Raw genomic sequence first — 18,650 nt, forward strand, 5'->3', positions numbered from 1 at the left:
TTTTCGCCCAACCGGCGAGCCCTGCTACCCATAACCGTTTCCTCAACCTTACCAGTGTCTCAACGTGCTATGCGAGTAAAGAAAGTAGTCGGTAAAATCCATCTTTGGCTTGGTTTGGCTTCTGGCCTTGTGGTGTTCATTGTGGCCGTGACGGGCTGTTTGTACGCGTTCAAGACCGAAATTGAAGACCTGACCCAATCATATCGGTACGTACCTGCCGAAGCGCGGCCTGTGTTGCCGCCTTCGCGCATGCAGGCCATCGCCCATGCCCTTTTGCCCGGTAAAAACCTGCACAGTGTAACCTACCGCACGGGTGGGCGCGCGGCTGTGTTGTCGTACTATCATTACGAACCGACCTACTACTATCTGGCTTATGTGAATCCGTATTCGGGCCAAGTGCTGCACGTGCAGGATATGAGCTACGATTTTTTCTACCAGGTCTTGCAGGGGCATTATTATTTGTGGTTACCCCCGACCATCGGGCAGCCCATCGTCGCATCGTCGACGCTCGTGTTTGTGGTGTTGCTCATTTCGGGGCTGGTGTTGTGGTGGCCCAGAAACAAAGCCGCCCAAAAGCAGCGGTTTTCGGTTAAATGGCAAGCCTCCCCAAAACGTCGAAACTACGACCTGCACAACGTGCTCGGTTTCTACGCGTCCGTGGTGTTGCTGTTACTGGCGCTCACGGGGCTGGTTTGGGGATTCCAATGGTTTGCGAAGTCGGTGTATTGGGTGACGTCGGGGGGCGAAACACAGGTGGACTACTACGAACCAACGTCGATTATTCCCAAGGTACCGGTGGCGGCCAATGCCCCAGCCGTCGATCGGCTCTGGCACCAAACTACGGCCCAGGCCCCTAATGCCCAGACCGTTGAGGTGCATTACCCAGAAACCCCGACGGCGTCGATTGCGGTAACGACCAACCCGGATGCGGCTACCTTTTGGAAAGGAGATCATCGGTACTTCGACCAATACACCTTGCAGGAAATTCCGGTAAAACACCTGTACAGCCGATTTGACGAGACGCTGACCGTAGCCGATAAAATTGCCCGGCTCAACTACGATGTTCACGTTGGGGCAATTTTGGGCTTGCCGGGTAAAATCATTGCTTTTTTGGCGAGCCTGATTGCCGCCAGTCTGCCCGTTACGGGTTTCATGATCTGGTGGAACCGTCGTAACAAAACCCCCAAACGAGTGGGGAGCCGTGTGGTAGAAGTTGCTTCGCAAACCAAACGGAGGAAAGAGTTAGCCCGGTAGTACGCGCGCTTGTGCAAGGGTACGTTTGGGTATGACCGATACCCGTTGCTCAAACCAAAACGACCCTTGATTTTCCCAGCGGAGGCTTTCGTAAAACGCCCACCGTGCAATCGGCCTTTGCAGCGTAGTATTGGTCCACAAAAACCTGTACTACACGCTTTTATGTCGAAACGATTACTTACGATCGGGGCTGTGCTAGCCCTGTATGCCTGTTCGCCCGAGCGCGCTATCGTGGTTGAGCCCAAAGACGCCCCTATCGAGCATATTTCACTCCATGCGAATGACGATAAACTAATTCCGAAGCCTGAAATCGATGCCTTTATCGAACAACAGGCCGACAAGGACAAAGAGCATTTGTTTCGGTGGTCGACGGCCTCTGATCGGATGATCTGGAGCGCGTTGGTGCATTCAAACAATGTGCTGTCGGTGGGGTATGCCATCCCATCGTTCGACCCCAAAAACCTGACAAAGCTGAACCTCAAAACCAAAGACTGGCTCGAAGCCCGGCAGCGGATTCTGTCGATTGTGTTTGCTGAAGAAAAGGCATTTGACAAAGACTTGAAAACGCCGGAAGACGTGGTGGTGTTTCCCGGCCACGGAATGCCCAACTTCGACCTGAAGATTACGCAGTTCAGCACGGTTCAGAAGCTGCGTGAAACGGGCCTGATCCGGTTTATGGAGCCAGCTGATTATGAGCCCAAATCGGAAAAGGGCGGTAAAAAGCAGGCGCAATCGGCACGGGCACCCTTTTATGCGTTTGGCTGTGGCGACAACGAACATGCCGAACCGCCGGTGGTCAACATTATCGATTACACTTCTACGACGCCCAATAGCAGCAAAATCTCCTGGAATCTGGTGCAGCACGGGCTACCTGCGGCCTGGAGCCGAAGCGCCACCGGCCGGGGTATGACCATCGCCTATTTCGACACGGGGTTATCGCCCGAACAGGCCCGCATGAACAGCGGATTCTCGTCGGGTATGTCGACCAACCGTACGGTTCAAAAGATGGTGACGTTTCCGAACACCCGCTTGCAGAACCTTCTGGGCGTGAGCGAATCGCCCGACGACTGGTGCGGTCATGGCACCTGCGTCGCGTCAATAGGGACCGCTCCCCGTACCGGCCTTTCGCCCATCGGGGTGGCCTACGAGGCTAATCTGGTTAGTGTACGGGCGAGTTTCGATGTGTTCCTAAACACCACCCGCGAATGGCGCGGGGCCGCCGATGGGTTTACCCAACTGGCTACCCGGCCCGATGTGAAAGTGTACAGCATGTCGATGGGGGGCGTCCCGTTCTGGAGCGGAACGATTCTGTACAGTATTTACAATAGCGTGATGGCCGATGCCATTATGCTGGCAGCTGGCTACGGCAAAATTATGTTCTGCGCGGCTGGCACTACCCCCGAAGACTGGATGCCCAAAAGTCTGGTCGTATTCCCGGCTACTATGAGCGAGGTGTACGCTGTGACAGGTGTGAAAATCCGGTACGACAATCAGAATAACCCATTGGCCATTGCCAACTACACCGTGCCATCCACCTGTAACGAGTGTATGTACGGCCCGCAGGTCGACTTTGCGGTGCTGATGCAGAAATTCAACGGCAACATTCGCCGGGTGATGGCCCTTCCTCGCCTGAACGAAACCGAGCCAACTTCGTTTGCAGGTTCGTCGGCGGCAACGGCCACCATGGCCGCCATGTTTCTGTCGGTATGGTCGCGGTACCCCAACGAACCGGCTGCGCGTGTGCTGACCCACCTGATCAATCACTCGACCCACGGCTTTCAGAATCGGCACCCCGAAGTTGGTTGGGGACTTGTGGATCTGGATGCGGCCACGGTTGATCCGACTATTCCGCGCCGGACGTTTTAAGTAAAAAAAGGGGGCAATCGCCCCCTTTTATGTTACTAACAGCCCGATGTCTCGCAACCCATTACCAGGTGCATTTCACCATTTTAAGGAAAACTGCCTGAGGGTAGCTGTTTGCGCGCGCGCCTTTTTGAGTGGTCCTGGGCAACGTTCGCAGAGGGATTAGCACCTCATTACGTTTGGGGTTCACCAGAAACAAGGGCTGGCCCGGCAAGCTGTAGCCGTAACGCGCCATATCTCGAACCGCCCCTGTCCCCTCCGAAGGTACCAGCAGGTATAAAACGGGAGCTATGTTGTATTGGCTTGTTTCGGTCGATAGGCGAAACTTGGCTACACGGCCATCGGGCCCAATGCTCCCCGCACCCGCGCCACTGGTAGCGACGGCCTCCTCCACCGATTTGCCCTTGAGTAGACTCAGTGCCATCCGAGCCCCCTGAACAGGCGTTGCGGTTTGGGCGGTACCTGTCGAGGGAAACATAACGGGGCCGGTAGTTACGTTGAAAAACAGGTTTTTTTGCCCCGGTGCCGCTTTAGGCATGGGGGCAAGCCCTTGCTGTAATTCCATATCAACCGTCGTAAAGCGGTCGAATACGGATGCGCGGGCGTTGCGGATTTCGCCCCCCACCAGAAGTACCTTACCATCAGCAAATGGCACTACGTGTAGGTCAGCTGCCTTCAACAGCGTACCCTCTTCAGTTGCGCGGGTCTTGATGCTGTAATACCGCTCAAACAGGCCGGTTGGGGCCAGAACCTGCACCCCGTAGCCATTGTCGTACTGGCAAAGGACCATCAGCCGGCTGTCGGGTAAACTCACAAGCCGCGTGGCATTCTGGAAGATGCGGAACGGGCCGCTGCCTCCACTGATGGGAATAATGGAGGCAGGGTCTTTTTTGTCCCAGATGTGCTGCCAGGCAACCCCTTTGGGTGTGATGTAAGCGTAACCAACCTGGTATTTCAGAAGGCCTTTACCCAGCGTGACATGCACGAGCGCTCCGCCTTCATCAGAAAGCATTTCCAGTTGGGTTAGGCCATACTCAGGGAAGGTGATCGTAAACGAATGGTCGAACACAACGGCTCCATCGGTGTTGGTACGAACCACGCGAAGGGTTGGGTTTTCTTTCTGGGCAGCATCGGGCCCAAAAATCCAGTCGGTAGCTACAACGGGCGAGAGCCCGGATGGGCGAATCAGCTCACCTTCCGGTTGCCCAATCACCTCGGCGCGTTTGTACAGGACCATCCCCGGTGTCAAACGGAGGTCTTCCGTCAGGCGTACCTGACCCAGCACCTTGCCCGTTGTGTCGATGGTGAGGATGGCCCCGTTTTTGGCGTGGTAGTAGCTCAGCCGCCCGAGTTGAGGGTAGCAGGTGTTCAAAATGCCGTTACGAGCTTCCGGGTTGAGCGGAGATTTCCGCATCGTGGGCTCGCCATCGGGTATGTAGCGGGCCGAAAACGGTACAAACTGAAATGGTTGATAGGTAATAACCAGCTCATTACCAATAACAGCGAATTGGCTGCTAATGTAACGGTCGCCCCGGTAACCCATGTCTCGGGCGGCTCCCTCTTTGTCGGCCAGCAGGGTGTTGAGGTCTGTAGCAGAGGTCTGATCGGCCAGGACCTTGTCCGTTTGAACCCCGCCCCGTAAACTGCTGATTTGGTTAGCCCGAAATGAAAGGGGTTGGGCAAGGCCACTGGCCAGACTAATGGGTGTGTCCTGAACTGGACCAAACCCGCCGGGCCCCTCGGCCGTGGGTGTGTAACTTACCTGCATGAGAGCCGGTAACGTGTTCAGGCCGGTGCGGATGTTGGTGGTTTTGTCGGCGGTCAGGTACGTGTTGTGTTGTCGCCATATGCCAAATCGAAGGCTACCCTGTCTGGTGGGTTCAATTTGAGAAACATACCCCTGCTGTCGAAGCAACTCGTTGCCCGGCTGCAGGGCGTCCTGATCGAGCGTGAACAAGGCTACTGAATCGGTGGAAAAGTTGAGGGTGGGAGGTTTGGGTTGTTGAGCCTGGGTGGCGTGGGTCAAGGCTGAAATAATCAGTGTAAAGGAGACTATTTTTTGCATGAAGATGGTGGTAAGTAAAACCACCAATGTAAGTCATTTAATTGGTTGTCGCCGTGGTTAGATATAAAAAAATATGTAAACGGTAACCTGAACCAGACCTGCTCGTTCAATTCGGATTACCGTTTACACACCGCTTATTCCTCCTCCCGAAACTCCAGAATATCGCCCGGCTGGCAGTCGAGCGCTTTGCAAATGGCTTCGAGGGTGCTAAATCGAATGGCTTTTGCTTTACCTGTTTTGAGAATGGATAGGTTCGAAAGCGTCAGGTCGACCTTGGTAGAAAGCTCGTTGAGCGACATTTTTCGTTTCGCCATCATGACGTCCAGATTGACTATAATCGACATGGGCTACACGGTTAGATCGTTCTCAATTTGTAGTTCGGTGCCTTTTTGGAACACGATGGCGATAATGTAGATCACCCCGGCGAAAAACAGAATTTCGTTGGCGCCCCAATCGAGTACGGCTATGGCACCGTGCTTGGTGAGCCACTTGCTCAGGCTGCTTCCGATGAGGGCCACAATGCCTGCGCCCACCGCTACGTGGCTTATGGTGCCAATGAGCCGGGTTATTTCGGGGTTGAACGGTTTGGTAAGGTCGAATTTCAAAAAGATTTTAACTACCAGATAGGCGATCAATGCTTTGAGTCCACTCAGGGCAATGGTGAGCGTGGCCAAATGAATGTAGTAGTTTTGGCTGTAGCGTTGCACGTCGGACAGGTCGAGGCCCATGTACAGGTCTTTTGCCGCTATGGGGTTTACCAACAAGCTGACGGCAAACGAGACGATCAGCGCTCCCGTTTTGATACAAAGCCCGATAAAAATGACCCAGAACAACACGTTCATGGTTTTCAATACGGTTTGGTTTGTGGTTGTCATTGGCTATTAATGTCTGATTGATGGTGTAAAGGACAATAAAAATTTATTGATAAACAATAAAAATATAGCGAACAATAAAAAATAACGCCCGGCTGCCTTTCTGGCCGGGCGTTATTTTTCTTGCCTTGTAGAGTTTATGTACCAAATGAGGTGTGGGTGCCGAATTGTATCAGGCCTTACTTTCAGCAGAACCGGGTCCGTTAAACCGGGCTAGTTTCTGGAAATAAATATGAGTGGCCATTACGACACCAAACACCACGAGCAGCATATAGCTGTTACCTACTTTACCAATATAGTGTAACGAAACAGGTAGAAAAACGGCCTGTGTTCGGATGGCAATATCGCCCAGGAGTTTCGACAGTAGGGCCAATAATCCAATCATGAGGGGAATACCAATAAAGGCTGGTGCTGACTGCCCAGTTAGCATTGTAGTGGGGTCATCAAGGATGGCGTAATGCCAGAAGAACCAACAAAATCCAATGAATACAGCCTGTTGCCAGCCGTTCAATGGGGCAATAGCGTTTTGAAGGTAATGCCGCCAACCCAGTTCTTCGCCAAGCGTGTACACAAACTGCGTCACTACGAAACCTGCCCAGAGAACAGGGTCGGGTTTTTCTAAACACAGGATGGGTAGTGCCAGACTCAAGGCAACGATTCCTAAACTCAAGGCGGGGCGGCTACCGGCAAGCGAGAGCTTGTAGGTGTTAGGGGTACCAAACAGTTTGTAGCAAATGAGACCCGACATGGCCGGGCCAAAGCCCGTGATAATTTCTTTCAGATTGAGGCTTGAAACGTTTAGCTCAGGTAACAAACGGTTGGTCGACCATGACAGCGCAAACGCCAGAATGGTAAAGACACTAATGGGTAAAGCGATAGGTTTCATAAGCGGGAAGATGTTTTTATAGGCAGAGAGCCTAAACGTGTATCTCTACTGCCCGGGTACCTGCTTCAGCACGGTCCGGATGGGTTCGGCCTTTCAGATTTGGGCCAGACACTTAGTCAGTCTGTTTTGGGGATGTGCAGATGGAGCGCAGCGAGAAAATTTTAAACTGGTAATCAACCATCCGCTGATAAATGATGTGTGATTACGTAAATAATAGCCCAACAGCATCTGAATCGTAAGCTGGTCGACTCTGTCATTGACTTTGTGAGTTGCTAACGGCCCAACTGCTTGTGTAAGGAATCAGATGGGCATTATTTCTGGGTTATATACCATGATAGTTTTTTTGTGCTCAGTTTGAAAGCGATAGTGGCAACACAGCTTCCTCATCCGAGCTGAGCCGTATCTCCCCGCTTGTGGTTACGTATTTCACCCGCGCTGCCTCATCAACTAACAGACCGACCGGTAGGGTAGGGATGGTGGGGGGCTGTTTTTGGGCGTAACTATCCAAAATGAGTCGAAACTCGGCAAGTGCCGCCGGATTGTGCCCACTTAGCTGCACCAGCACAAACCGGCCCAGTATGATATGAAAAAAGACGAGCTCTACCCAAAAGTCTTTTCCCCGAACACTCACATACTGGCGTTGCCCTACGAAGGCAAAACCTACGTACCGTTCCAGCAAGATTTTTTTGACGGCTGCCAGTCGGCTTCGCTTTGTGCCCCCCACAACGGACGGGGTAGGGGAGGAGCCGGTTACAAGCCCGTTAGGGGCTTCCCGCCGGTTTGCTCTGTCGGGAATTAGTTCATTGTCTTCCAGCCCCACATGGTAGTAGTAGCGGGATCGGACCATGCGCTGCATAAACCGGACAGTCCATCGTTCGTCGGCGGCCTGATTAATGTAAAAATCACGTTCCTGGATGTTTTCGAGGCTCATGAGTACGCGGTAGTGAGACCAGGTCAGTTCTGTTCGAAGATGTTGCCGAAGGTTTGTAAATTCTCGCCCGTTTGTGGCGAGAATTGGAAACGCCAAAAAAAACTGCTTGAACCGCCACATATTCGACATCCCATATCCCTTACCAAACGCCTGTGATAGTTGATCGGAGAGAGCCTCGATCAAATGAATTCCATAATCGGCCCGGTGCTGACCCTGCTGCTCAATCTCGACAACTATTCGGCCAATATGCCAATAGGCCTCAACAAGCGCGAATTTGGGCGTTGGGTCACTGTCAGATTGGGCCGCTTCGACCAGCGTTCGCAGGTATCGGTACAGTTCAAGGGGTTCAGTTGGTGACTCGGTATTCATGCTTTTGAAAAATTTAGCTGTGGGTTATTGGGCGTAGGTTATCGTGTTTGACGGAAATAGAATGCAGTTGACGAACGGTTTTCGGTTGTAGAGCGCATTAAACTCCGACTGGGATTCAGGTTCATGAATGGGCTCCCTGCGACTGACCGACACAAATAACGGCATTAAATAACACCCATGAAGTACAATAGCACGCGGATGACGCGAATCGGGCGAGTGAACACCGATTACCTTGGCCAATCTGCAAAAGTCAATTCAATCCGTGTCATTCGCGTGCCTATTCTCATTCAAACACTTCTTAACCCGCCATTTTGGCCCGTTCGGCACTAATAAAGTAAGCGCCCTGCCGAACAATGGCCGCCGGGTCGGTCTCTTTGGAAAGAATCACCTCGGTTCGGTGATTCTGAGTAACACCGGCCTGGATCGGCACGAGGGTAAAAATAAATTCTCCTGACGCTTTGCCCCGTTGCCGCACATACACATACGCCCGATTGCCTTCCTGCACGATGGCATCTTCGGGTAGGGCCAGCACCTGCCGCGGATTGGCCTGAATGGTAGCCCGTACATACGAACCGGCAAACAACCGGCCGTAATCTTTAACTTTCAGGTTGGCGTGAACAAGCACCGTTCGGGTCTCGTCATCAAACGATTGGCCCACCCGATATACCACAGCCTCCAACGGACCCGTTTGCTGCTGAGTCACCGAAAACATCACACGTTGCCCCTCCCGCACCTTCCGAATGTCACTTTCAAACACCCTCAGTTCAAGATAAAGGTGATCTTTGTTCACAATCTCGACCAGCCCGTCCGTAGGGCCTACGTACTGCCCCAGCCGCAGATTTACCTTGTCGACATACCCACTGATAGGAGCCAGCAGCGTGATTGTGCGGCTGATTGTTCCCCGCCGAAGCGATACCAACGGCAAGTGCAGCTGAGCCAGTTGGGCCTCAAGCGAAGTGAGCAGGGCGCGGGTAGTTTCGTAGGCCGCCGTCGATTCCTGCAACTTACGCCGAGCCCCTACCTCTTCGCGGGCCAACTCGGTTTGGCGATCCAATTCCTGTTGCTCAAACCGACTGCGGGTGAGTGCCTGCAAATATTCCTGTTGCAACTTCACATAATCGGGGTGCTCAAGCACGGCTAACACCTGCCCCTTACGCACAAAATCTCCCTCCACCAAGCGAGTGGCCCGCACGTATCCGCCCATAGGCGCGTGCACCGTGGCCCAATGATCGGGCGGAGCCTCCACTTTGCCCGTTGCCTGAATCATATCGCCCAGGGTGAGGGTATCTGGTGGCCCCAGTTTGATACCCGTTTCCCGAAACTGCGCTTCCGTAATGGTTACTGACCGGATTTGGTTTGTCTCAGGGGTCTCGGTCGGCGCGTCTGCTTCTTTGCCCGAACATGCCAACAGCATACCCATCAGACCAATGATGATTACCTTATAAATGAGTGATGATTTCATGGATTACTACTTTGTTTTGGGAACAGACATACTATACAACACCGGCAACACCACCAGTGTAAGCAGCGTGGCCGATACCAATCCGCCAATCACGACCGTGGCCAGCGGTTTTTGCACTTCGGCACCCGCTGAGGTTGAGAGGGCCATCGGTAAAAAGCCCATCGAAGCTACAGCCGCCGTCATGACCACGGGCCGAAAACGCACCCTCGTACCCTGCCGGACCCGTGTGAGGGCGTCGGCCACGCCTTCTTTCTGGAGCTCATTGAAGTAGCTGATCAACACGATCCCGTTTAGCACGGCAATGCCAAACAGGGCAATAAACCCAACCCCGGCCGAAATACTGAACGGCATTCCGCGCAACCAAAGCGCCACCACCCCGCCAATGGCCGAGAGCGGAATGGCCGAAAAAATAAGTAAAGCCTGCTGGGCCGAACCAAACGTAAAATAGAGTAGTAAGCCAATCAGCACGAGGGCCAACGGCACGGCAACGCCCAGCCTTTCTTTGGCTTTGACCAGATTTTCGAATTGCCCGCCAAAGGTGTAGCTGTACCCGGCCGGTAATGGAACCTGCTGTTCGAGCACGGTTTTCATTTCACCTACCAGACTCTCTACGTCACGGCCCCGCACGTTGATTCCGATTGTGATCCGACGCCGGGCATTGTCGCGCGATATCTGCATGGGTGCATCCTGATACCGGATCGTGGCCAACTCAGCCAAGGGAACCTGTTGCCCACTCGGCAGATCAACGTAGAGCTGTCGAATGTTTTCGATGTCCTGCCGGTAGGTGCTATCCAGCCGAACAACCAGATCGAACCGTTTTTCTCCTTCAAACACAACCCCGGCGGCCTCACCCGCAAACGCGGCTTTCAGAATACGGTTCAAACTGGCTACCGACACACCGTACTGAGCCAAACGAGCCCGGTTGTACGAAACAAGCATCTGAGGCAGGCCACTAATTTGCTCCACTTTCAGGTCGGCCACGCCCGGGATCGATTTTAGTTTAGCGGTCGCCAGGTTGGCTTTAGCAAATAGTGTAGTCAGGTCTTCACCGTAAATTTTAACGGCAATATCCGACTTTACACCCGTCATCAATTCATTGAACCGGAGCTGAATGGGCTGGGTAAATTCTACAGTCAGGCCAGGGATGACACTGAGGGCACGCTCCATTTGGATAATCAACTCCTCTTTGGTGCCCGCCGATGTCCACTCAACTGGGTCTTTGAGCAGCACCATCACGTCGGCGGCTTCAATCGGCATGGGGTCGGTCGGGATTTCGGCGGTGCCGATCTTCGAAATCACATCGTTAACCTCCGGGAAACCGTTTTTCAGAATCGTTTCCATTCGTTGGGTGGTTTCGATAGTCTGCCGTAACGACGATCCCGGTTTTAGCGTCAGGCTGATGGCGATATCGCCTTCATCAAGGTTAGGGATAAACTCGCCCCCCATAGACATAAACAACCCTATGGCTCCAACCAGCAACCCCGCCGAGGCAACCAACACACTTTTTCGCCAGCGCAGGGCCCCTTCGAGTATGGGGTCATACAGCCGATAAAGCCATTTCATGATCCGGTCGGCCAAGGTGCCCTCCTCCTGAATATCTTTCCGCAGCAATGTAGCGGCCATCATCGGCACGTAGCTGACGCACAGCAGCATAGCTCCCAGAATGGCAAACCCCACCGTGAGCGCCATGGGCCTGAACATTTTTCCTTCGATACCTGTGAGCGACAGAATCGGTACATAGACGATCAAAATGATCAGCTGACCAAACAGAGCCGACCGCATTAGTCGGCTGGCCGAATCCAACGCCACATCATCCATCGATTGCGACTGCGTGGCCCGGTTGTGCACAATCGTAAAAATCATGCTCTCCACGATGATTACGGCTCCATCGACAAGCAACCCGAAGTCGATAGCCCCCAGACTCATGAGGTTTGCCGACACCCCAAATACGTGCATCATGCCCAGGGCAAACAGCATACAAAGCGGGATTACCGATGCAACCACCAAACCCGCCCGCCAATTGCCCAACAGCAAAAGCAGTACGGTCATAACGATGAGGCCGCCTTCTATAAGGTTTTTGGTGACGGTATGAATGGCCTTGTCAATGAGCACTTTCCGATCCAGAAACGGTTCGATCACCAACCCCTCGGGTAAACTTTTTTGAATCTGGGCGATTCGTTCTTTTACCCCCGCGATAGTTTTTTCGGACGAAGCCCCCTTGAGCATCAGCACAATACCACCAACTACCTCACCCTTACCGTTGCGGGTCATTGCTCCGTACCGAACGGCATGCCCCTCGCCCACCTCTGCAACATCGCGAATAAGAATTGGGGTTACGCCCACGTTCTTGACCACCACCTGCCCGATCTCTTCGGCGGTTTTAACCATCCCCTCACCCCGGATGAAGAAGGCTTCGGGGCCTTTTTCGATATAGCTGCCACCGGTGTTGGCGTTATTTTCGGCCAAAGCGTCCATCACTTCGGCAAGGGTCGTGTTCATTCCGTGCAGTCGCTCGGGGTCAATGCGTACCTCGTATTCTTTCAGGTAACCACCCAAACTACTGATGTCGACCACACCAGGCACACCTGCCAGTTGCCGTTTCACAATCCAGTCCTGCACTGTTCGGAGGTCGGTAGCAGAGTACCGTTGTTCAAAGCCGGCCTTGGGATGAATCACGTACTGGTAAATTTCGCCTAAACCAGTGGTAATGGGTGCCAGCTGAGGGGTACCCATGGTCAGGTTTCCCTCGGCCGCTTTAAGCTGCTCAGTCACCAGCTGCCGGGCCAGAAACGTCGGGGTAGCCTCATCAAAAACCACCGTGATGACCGACAAGCCAAAGCGCGAGATCGACCGGATTTCGGTAACACCGGGCACATTGCGGAGGGTTGTTTCGAGCGGGAAGGTGATAAACTGCTCGGTTTCCTGAGCCGCCAGCGAAGGCACCTGCGTAATCACCTGCACCTGATTGTTGGTAATATCGGGTATGGCATCAATAGGCAGCTGTTGCAGGGCATACAAACCCCAGGCAATCAGCGCCACTACGCCCAGCCCCACCATCAGCTTTTGGCGGATACTGAACTGAATGATTTTATGTAGCATGAAAATGGATAACGCGTTGAAAAATAGCCTTAACCCGGCCTGTCGGGACGACAAACCGGGCGCACAAAGGCATAAAAAGGAGCGTTATCCGAGCCGGGGTGGCTGGAGAAGCGGAGCTACCCGCAGAAAGGAGTATAAATTCTCGTACGTAAAGTGAATCGAGGGCCAGTTGAGAAACGTCTCTAATCGGGCCGGGACAAACTGAGGGGCAGAAAGCACAAAAACAAAACCAGCCGACAGGTGATTGTACAGCGGAATTTTCACCCCTTCGTGATCCGTTTTGGCATGTTTGGACGACAGCCCGTAGTGCATCTCCAGAAACTGCCAGATGTCAATGTCGCCCTTGGCAATCTGTTTGTGCCATTGGTAATGGGTGACCAGTCCGGGCAGCTTGAATACCTCCTCCACGTCAGTCTGCGGAAACAGACTGCCTACCAGGAGCAGGATACCCAAACACAAAGCGGTCACCGATTTCATGGGACAAAGGTAGGCAGAAATGAGGTACGTTAGTTCTCGCGGATTTTTACAACAACTCGCTCGTACCGGGTAAGTGCCGGGCTGCCGGTGTCCGTTGCTTCCAGAATTAGATGAATGGTTTGCCCCCCTTTGGCATCTTTCGGAATCAGTATCTCGGTACGGGGTTGGTCGGGGTTGGAAATTACGACTTCGCCGGGGTAGCTACCCACCCGAAACTGCCACCACCGAACAGCAACCGACTGCCCATCGGGGTCAGACACCCGCCCGTTGAGCCGAATGGTTTGCCCGGCCGACGCCATAACCGTCAACGGCCCCTCCACCCGAACTACGGGTTCATGATTCGCATCAGCATACCGGGGCGTTACCGACCACTTCATTCGGGCGGCAAAATCGCGCTGGGCATATGGATAAAAGTTGGGGAACGTATTGGCGTTTTTAGCGATTCGGGCGTTAGCCGTACTCAGGGCATTGGCCATGGCGCTGGCACTGGTGTCGAGGGATGTAGACAGACCAAACATCGAGTTTTTCTTGCTCTCGTCCCGATCTATTCCCTGACCGCCCCAGCCACCATACGAGCCCAGTTCGTAGGCTCGGAGACCGTTTCCGAGCATATTCATAAACGTGTGGTTGTCGCCCTCACCCAGCCATGACCCTTTCTGCTGCACGGGCATCCAGACGGCATAACCCATTTTTTTGAGTTGGTCGTTGGTGTAACCTGTCAACCCAAAATAATCGAGCTTATCATCTTTAACCATCTGCTTTCCGTCGCCCCAAACCCGGTAGAGCGCCCCCAGCGGGCCGCGGGCCGTTACGTTTTCGCTCATCCAATTCGCAGTCAGGTACGGAGCATCCTCCGCGCGGGCCCCCAGTTGAGCGCCATACCCATAGTTAGGCCCTCCCTTAAACTGACGGTATTCAATGTTTGGCCAATTGGGAGCGATGTAAGTAGCGTAAGTATCGTCCTGATCACCAGAGGGCAGCAGCACCACTTTACGCCCGATTTTCGCTTTGATAGCCTCCCACTGTGCCGTGTATTCATACTGCTCCTGTATGGATTTGAGCGCTCGCGCAATGGTGCTTTGCCCGCCCCAGGCCGTGATGTACAGCGGCCCCGGTTTATCGTCGAGTATCAATGATTTAATCAGGTCGGAACCCGGCGTATCTTTAGAATAGTCACCGTCGAACTCTATGTTCCCGTACCGAATTTTAGCTTTTAACTCGGCCGGAGCCGGGTAGCGCGCATTATGGATTTTGAGGTTAGGATACACCTTCGCGTAGGCGTCGACAATATCGTGAATGAAGCGCTCGTCTTTAGCCCAACGCCATGATTCGCAGGGGCACAGGTTCAAGCCAAACCGCGTGTATTCCCGGCCAGGCACAAACCACCGGGTTCCCTTACCGTCGCCTTTCCAGTGGTAGCCGCTACTCGCATAAATCAGCCCCTCAATGTTCAAATCGCTGCTGTACAGCAGAAACCGGATAAGCGAGTTGTTGTCATCCAGCTCAGGGTCGGCCGTGACAACAATACGTGGCCGGGTTGGTGCCTGAGCCGCTGCGGGTAGGTTGCCGAGGCCAATCAGAACAAGTACAGCCTGCAGGTAGAGAGCCAGGCCTGGCAGATTGAATTTCATGCGTCAGGGGTTTATGGTCGCTTCGGTAGGTCCAATTGGGTATCGTCAAGGTAAACTACCCAGCGGTGGATTTATACTATTCAGCAGCCGCCGTATTAACTTAGCCGCAGGTAATCAATTCGGGCGACCGAGGCCCATACTTAGCATTTAGACGCACAAACGTTTTATGAAAATACTGTTGGTGGAAGACGAAGAACGTTTGGCTTCTTTTATCCGCAAAGGAATGTCGGCCGAGGGGTACGAGGTTGAAGTGGCATACGATGGGCGCATGGGTCTTTCGCTCTTTCGCCGAGATGTGTACGATGTGATCATTTTGGATGTCAACCTGCCGCAAATGAATGGCTTTGAGTTGTGTCGGCATATCCGCGCTGAAAATGAGGCTGTACCCGTGCTGATGCTCACGGCGCTGGACAGCCTGGCGGATAAATCGGACGGCTTTGGCGCTGGCGCCGACGATTACCTTGCCAAACCCTTTGAATTTGCCGAGCTATTGCTCCGGGTGCGCGCACTCACCCGCCGGAGCGGCACCAAACGCGGGCAAATACTCCGGTTGGCCGATCTGGAACTGAATCTGGACGCCAAGACCGTCACGCGGGCAGGCAAACGCATTGACCTGACGACCCGCGAGTACGCCCTGATGGAGTACCTGATGCTGAACAAGGGCAAAATTATTTCCCGCGTTGATATCAGCGAACGGGTTTGGAGCCTCAATTTCGACAGCGCTACCAACGTTATCGACGTGTATATCAGTTACCTGCGCAAAAAAATCGACAAAGATTTTTCGCCTAAACTCCTGCACACCATCGTGGGCATGGGGTATGTACTGCGTGAAGATTAACCCCATTTCCAACTCCGCTTCATGCTTATCCGAAACCGCCTGACCGTCACGTTTACCCTTCTGGCCACCGCTATCCAGGTGACCCTGTCGCTGCTGGTCTGGTACTTTTATTCGCTGTATCGGCAGGAAGAGTTTTACAGTCGGCTGGAGTCGACGGCCCGGGTGGCTGGTCGGGTGCTGATTTCACGGCGGCATTTGCACGATGACTTCTTCAAAAACATGATCCGCACGGATCTGCTGTCCATCGTTGAAGAGCAGATCAGTATTTTCGACAGTCGACACAATCTCGTATTCACAAACCGAACCCTGAAAGAATCAGACTATTACAAAGAAAAGATCCCTAAACTCGACACCATCTCACTCTTTGAGTTTCGGAGTGGGCACCTTGAGTCAATCGTGATTACGTACCGGGATCGTGGGCAGTTGTTTTACATTTTTGCATCGGGTTACGACCGAATCGGCCTGGTAAAACTGGAGACCCTTCAGCAGATTCTCCTTTTGGCGAACCTGCTGGGCTTCACCTTGATCGTTCTGGCGGGTTGGTATTTCTCGGGACGCGTGCTGAGGCCCATCTCGCAGATTGTCGATGAAGTGGAACAAATCACGGCCGTCGATCTGCACAAGCGGGTCAACGAAGGAAACCGGCGGGACGAAATCGCCCAACTGGCTATGACCTTCAACCAAATGCTGTTTCGGCTCGAAGACGCCTTTATTTCCCAACGCAGCTTTGTCGCCCACGCATCGCATGAGCTGCGTACCCCCCTGACCAATACGCTCGGCACCCTCGAAACGTCGCTCCGGTACGACCAGAATCCGGCCGATTGGCGTGACAGTATGGAGGTGGCCGTTGATGAGCTGAAAAAAGTGATTGCGCTGACCAACAGCTTACTCAGCTTAGCCAAAGTCACCGACAGATCGGTCACGCTGAGCCTGATTCAGGTTGATGATTGCCTGCTGACGGCCATCGCGCAAGTGCAGGCAAAATATCCGGGTCGGAGCCTGCCGCTTCAATTCGTATCGGGCGATGACGACTCGTTTACCATTCGCGGCAGCGCAACCCTGCTCACCACTGCTTTGCTGAATGTGCTCGATAATGCCTGCAAATACTCGAGTGAGCCCGTTTCGATACAATTACGCGCCTGGGAAGAGCATTGTATCGTAACCGTAATGGACAAGGGGCGGGGCATCACCGACGCCGACATTGCTCATATTCTCGATCCCTTGTACCGGGGTAAAAATGTTGATGGCGTACCGGGTTACGGCATTGGTCTGGCGGTTACCCAGAAAATTATTGACCTCCATCAGGGTACGCTTCATTTTACGTCGAAAGAAGGACAGGGCACCTCCGTTACGATCACCCTGCCCAACGCCCTGGAGCGCTTCTAATATCTTCTAATTTCCTTCTCATACCGCTCTAATGTGAGCCGCTTGTTTTGTGTCTGTAATCAGAGACACAGGCAATGCAACGTCGGAATATTCCCGCTCGGCGGTCAGAATCGATTTTACTGTATGGCTTTGGACTGGCGCTGGCCCTTTCACTGGCGTTCAACGGTTTCTTATTGATCAAGCAAAGCCATACACGCAGCATTTACGAATACGAAATGCGCAACACAACCGCTCACGCCGGCGACGACACCGATGGGCAGGTCAGGCTCCGTACGGTCGATACACCGTTGACGAACCGGATGGATTCGACCACGGACATCACCGAGAGCCCTCCACCAAACGGCCGGAATCCCGTTCAGAATCCCTCAGCAAAGTAATCTCAATCTCCCAAACATAATCCCATTAATACAACCATGTTCATTACGGTTCATACCAGAAAAATTCTCCTGCTTAGCTGCCTCAGTGCCTTGCTGGGTAACGTGGGCTGTTCGACCAAAGCGGAAGAGCACAAAGAGGAAGCGGTCAGCTATCCGGTAACCAGCCCCCTGCTGAAAGACACAACAGCCATCAAAGAATACGTTTGTCAGGTCCGGGCTATCCAGCATATCGAGGTCCGGGCTCTGGAAAAAGGGTACCTGCAGAAGATTTTTGTGGACGAAGGTCAGCACGTAAAAAATGGGCAACTGATGTTTCAGATCATGCCCGTAGTGTACAATGCCGAGCTGCAAAAATCGCAGGCCGAGGCCAACTATGTCGGTATCGAGTTACAGAACACCAAGCGGCTGGCCGACAGCAATATTGTCTCGAAAAATGAGCTGGCACTGGCCAAAGCTAAATTCGACAAAGCCAACGCCGAAGTTGCGCTGGCCAAAACCCACTTACAGTTTACCCAGATCAGAGCCCCGTTTAGTGGGATCATGGACCACTTTCAGGTACGGTTGGGTAGCCTCGTTGATGAAGGTGATTTACTGACAACCCTCTCGGACAACAGCAAAATGTGGGTGTATTTCAACGTACCCGAGGCCGAGTACCTCGACTACAAAACCCATCAGAAGGATAACGGGGTAAACGTGAATCTGGTGATGGCCAACAACGAGGTGTTTCCGCATCCGGGGGTGGTACAAACCATCGAAGCCGATTTTAATAACGAAACCGGCAACATCGCGTTCCGGGCCAGTTTTCCGAACCCGCAAGGGTTGCTTCGTCATGGCGAAACGGGTCTTGTTCGCATGAAAGTCCCGCTCCGCAACGCGCTCATCATCCCGCAAAAAGCAACGTTTGAGGTGCTGGAGAAAAAGTACGTGTACGTAGTAGACAAAGCCGGTGTGGTGCGGTCGCGGGAAATCTCAATTGCCGCCGAAATGCCCCACATTTTCGTTGTGCAGAGTGGTCTGAAAAAAGACGACACCATCATTCTGGAAGGCCTGCGCCAGGTAAAGGAAAACGATAAAGTACACGTGAAATACCAACGGCCCGAAGCCGTCCTCTCCAACTTAAGCCTCTACGCCGAATAGGCC

The 18,650-nt window shown here is 53.3% G+C and carries 15 protein-coding genes; 6 read left to right on the plus strand and 9 right to left on the minus strand.

The genetic code is table 11. From position 1 onward, the window contains the following. Positions 1-69: 69 nt before the first annotated feature. Entirely contained in the window at positions 70-1,254 is a 1,185-nt protein-coding gene (locus RUDLU_RS0125490; protein WP_027303380.1) for a PepSY-associated TM helix domain-containing protein, read from the plus strand. 162 nt (positions 1,255-1,416) lie between these two features. Beyond that, positions 1,417-3,120: a S8 family peptidase gene (locus tag RUDLU_RS29040; protein ID WP_019991286.1), complete on the plus strand. Its 1,704-nt coding sequence runs from the start codon at positions 1,417-1,419 to the stop codon at positions 3,118-3,120. A gap of 61 nt (positions 3,121-3,181) precedes the next feature. Here RUDLU_RS29040 and RUDLU_RS0125500 read toward each other — a convergent pair whose 3' ends face one another. The 9 genes from RUDLU_RS0125500 to RUDLU_RS0125540 form a co-directional block, all read right to left on the minus strand. Further along, entirely contained in the window at positions 3,182-5,182 is a 2,001-nt protein-coding gene (locus RUDLU_RS0125500; RefSeq protein WP_157580478.1) for a hypothetical protein, read from the minus strand. Between the two features lie 134 nt (positions 5,183-5,316). Then, complete coding sequence (locus tag RUDLU_RS0125505; RefSeq protein WP_019991288.1) at positions 5,317-5,526, minus strand: helix-turn-helix domain-containing protein; 210 nt, start codon at positions 5,524-5,526, stop codon at positions 5,317-5,319. 3 nt (positions 5,527-5,529) lie between these two features. After that, complete coding sequence (locus RUDLU_RS0125510; protein ID WP_019991289.1) at positions 5,530-6,057, minus strand: DUF2975 domain-containing protein; 528 nt, start codon at positions 6,055-6,057, stop codon at positions 5,530-5,532. A gap of 169 nt (positions 6,058-6,226) precedes the next feature. Then, positions 6,227-6,940, minus strand: coding sequence for a CPBP family glutamic-type intramembrane protease (locus tag RUDLU_RS0125515; protein ID WP_019991290.1), 714 nt, complete (start codon positions 6,938-6,940; stop codon positions 6,227-6,229). A gap of 349 nt (positions 6,941-7,289) precedes the next feature. Then, positions 7,290-8,240 (minus strand): PDDEXK nuclease domain-containing protein, encoded by a 951-nt coding sequence (locus RUDLU_RS0125520; RefSeq protein WP_019991291.1) that lies wholly within the window; start codon positions 8,238-8,240, stop codon positions 7,290-7,292. Positions 8,241-8,538: 298 nt separating this feature from the next. After that, positions 8,539-9,702: an efflux RND transporter periplasmic adaptor subunit gene (locus tag RUDLU_RS0125525; RefSeq protein ID WP_019991292.1), complete on the minus strand. Its 1,164-nt coding sequence runs from the start codon at positions 9,700-9,702 to the stop codon at positions 8,539-8,541. A gap of 6 nt (positions 9,703-9,708) precedes the next feature. Further along, on the minus strand, positions 9,709-12,801 hold the full coding sequence (locus RUDLU_RS28325; RefSeq protein ID WP_019991293.1) for an efflux RND transporter permease subunit: 3,093 nt from the start codon (positions 12,799-12,801) through the stop codon (positions 9,709-9,711). 84 nt (positions 12,802-12,885) lie between these two features. Next, positions 12,886-13,278: a hypothetical protein gene (locus tag RUDLU_RS0125535; RefSeq protein WP_019991294.1), complete on the minus strand. Its 393-nt coding sequence runs from the start codon at positions 13,276-13,278 to the stop codon at positions 12,886-12,888. A gap of 29 nt (positions 13,279-13,307) precedes the next feature. Then, positions 13,308-14,909 (minus strand): DUF1593 domain-containing protein, encoded by a 1,602-nt coding sequence (locus tag RUDLU_RS0125540; protein WP_019991295.1) that lies wholly within the window; start codon positions 14,907-14,909, stop codon positions 13,308-13,310. 166 nt (positions 14,910-15,075) lie between these two features. Between RUDLU_RS0125540 and RUDLU_RS0125545 the strand changes: the two genes are divergently transcribed. The 4 genes from RUDLU_RS0125545 to RUDLU_RS0125560 all read left to right on the plus strand — a co-directional run bounded on the left by RUDLU_RS0125545 (position 15,076) and on the right by RUDLU_RS0125560 (position 18,647). Next, positions 15,076-15,747, plus strand: a complete 672-nt coding sequence (locus RUDLU_RS0125545; RefSeq protein WP_019991296.1) for a response regulator — start codon at positions 15,076-15,078, stop codon at positions 15,745-15,747. A gap of 21 nt (positions 15,748-15,768) precedes the next feature. Beyond that, positions 15,769-17,133 carry a sensor histidine kinase gene (locus RUDLU_RS0125550; RefSeq protein WP_019991297.1) on the plus strand — a complete coding sequence of 455 codons (1,365 nt, stop codon included), beginning with the start codon at positions 15,769-15,771 and terminating at the stop codon, positions 17,131-17,133. Between the two features lie 74 nt (positions 17,134-17,207). Beyond that, entirely contained in the window at positions 17,208-17,510 is a 303-nt protein-coding gene (locus tag RUDLU_RS28330; RefSeq protein ID WP_019991298.1) for a hypothetical protein, read from the plus strand. Between the two features lie 36 nt (positions 17,511-17,546). Continuing rightward, positions 17,547-18,647, plus strand: coding sequence for an efflux RND transporter periplasmic adaptor subunit (locus tag RUDLU_RS0125560; RefSeq protein ID WP_019991299.1), 1,101 nt, complete (start codon positions 17,547-17,549; stop codon positions 18,645-18,647). The last annotated feature ends 3 nt before the right edge of the window (positions 18,648-18,650 follow it).

The sequence above is a fragment of the Rudanella lutea DSM 19387 genome (assembly GCF_000383955.1).
GTDB lineage: Bacteria > Bacteroidota > Bacteroidia > Cytophagales > Spirosomataceae > Rudanella > Rudanella lutea.

Excerpts from the sequence above, each read along its gene's own strand:
- RUDLU_RS0125490 (WP_027303380.1), top strand. The coding sequence starts at position 70 with ATGCGAGTAAAGAAAGTAGTCGGTAAAATCCATCTTTGGCTTGGTTTG.
- RUDLU_RS29040 (WP_019991286.1), top strand. The coding sequence starts at position 1,417 with ATGTCGAAACGATTACTTACGATCGGGGCTGTGCTAGCCCTGTATGCC.
- RUDLU_RS0125500 (WP_157580478.1), bottom strand. The coding sequence starts at position 5,182 with ATGCAAAAAATAGTCTCCTTTACACTGATTATTTCAGCCTTGACCCAC.
- RUDLU_RS0125505 (WP_019991288.1), bottom strand. The coding sequence starts at position 5,526 with ATGTCGATTATAGTCAATCTGGACGTCATGATGGCGAAACGAAAAATG.
- RUDLU_RS0125510 (WP_019991289.1), bottom strand. The coding sequence starts at position 6,057 with ATGACAACCACAAACCAAACCGTATTGAAAACCATGAACGTGTTGTTC.
- RUDLU_RS0125515 (WP_019991290.1), bottom strand. The coding sequence starts at position 6,940 with ATGAAACCTATCGCTTTACCCATTAGTGTCTTTACCATTCTGGCGTTT.
- RUDLU_RS0125520 (WP_019991291.1), bottom strand. The coding sequence starts at position 8,240 with ATGAATACCGAGTCACCAACTGAACCCCTTGAACTGTACCGATACCTG.
- RUDLU_RS0125525 (WP_019991292.1), bottom strand. The coding sequence starts at position 9,702 with ATGAAATCATCACTCATTTATAAGGTAATCATCATTGGTCTGATGGGT.
- RUDLU_RS28325 (WP_019991293.1), bottom strand. The coding sequence starts at position 12,801 with ATGCTACATAAAATCATTCAGTTCAGTATCCGCCAAAAGCTGATGGTG.
- RUDLU_RS0125535 (WP_019991294.1), bottom strand. The coding sequence starts at position 13,278 with ATGAAATCGGTGACCGCTTTGTGTTTGGGTATCCTGCTCCTGGTAGGC.
- RUDLU_RS0125540 (WP_019991295.1), bottom strand. The coding sequence starts at position 14,909 with ATGAAATTCAATCTGCCAGGCCTGGCTCTCTACCTGCAGGCTGTACTT.
- RUDLU_RS0125545 (WP_019991296.1), top strand. The coding sequence starts at position 15,076 with ATGAAAATACTGTTGGTGGAAGACGAAGAACGTTTGGCTTCTTTTATC.
- RUDLU_RS0125550 (WP_019991297.1), top strand. The coding sequence starts at position 15,769 with ATGCTTATCCGAAACCGCCTGACCGTCACGTTTACCCTTCTGGCCACC.
- RUDLU_RS28330 (WP_019991298.1), top strand. The coding sequence starts at position 17,208 with ATGCAACGTCGGAATATTCCCGCTCGGCGGTCAGAATCGATTTTACTG.
- RUDLU_RS0125560 (WP_019991299.1), top strand. The coding sequence starts at position 17,547 with ATGTTCATTACGGTTCATACCAGAAAAATTCTCCTGCTTAGCTGCCTC.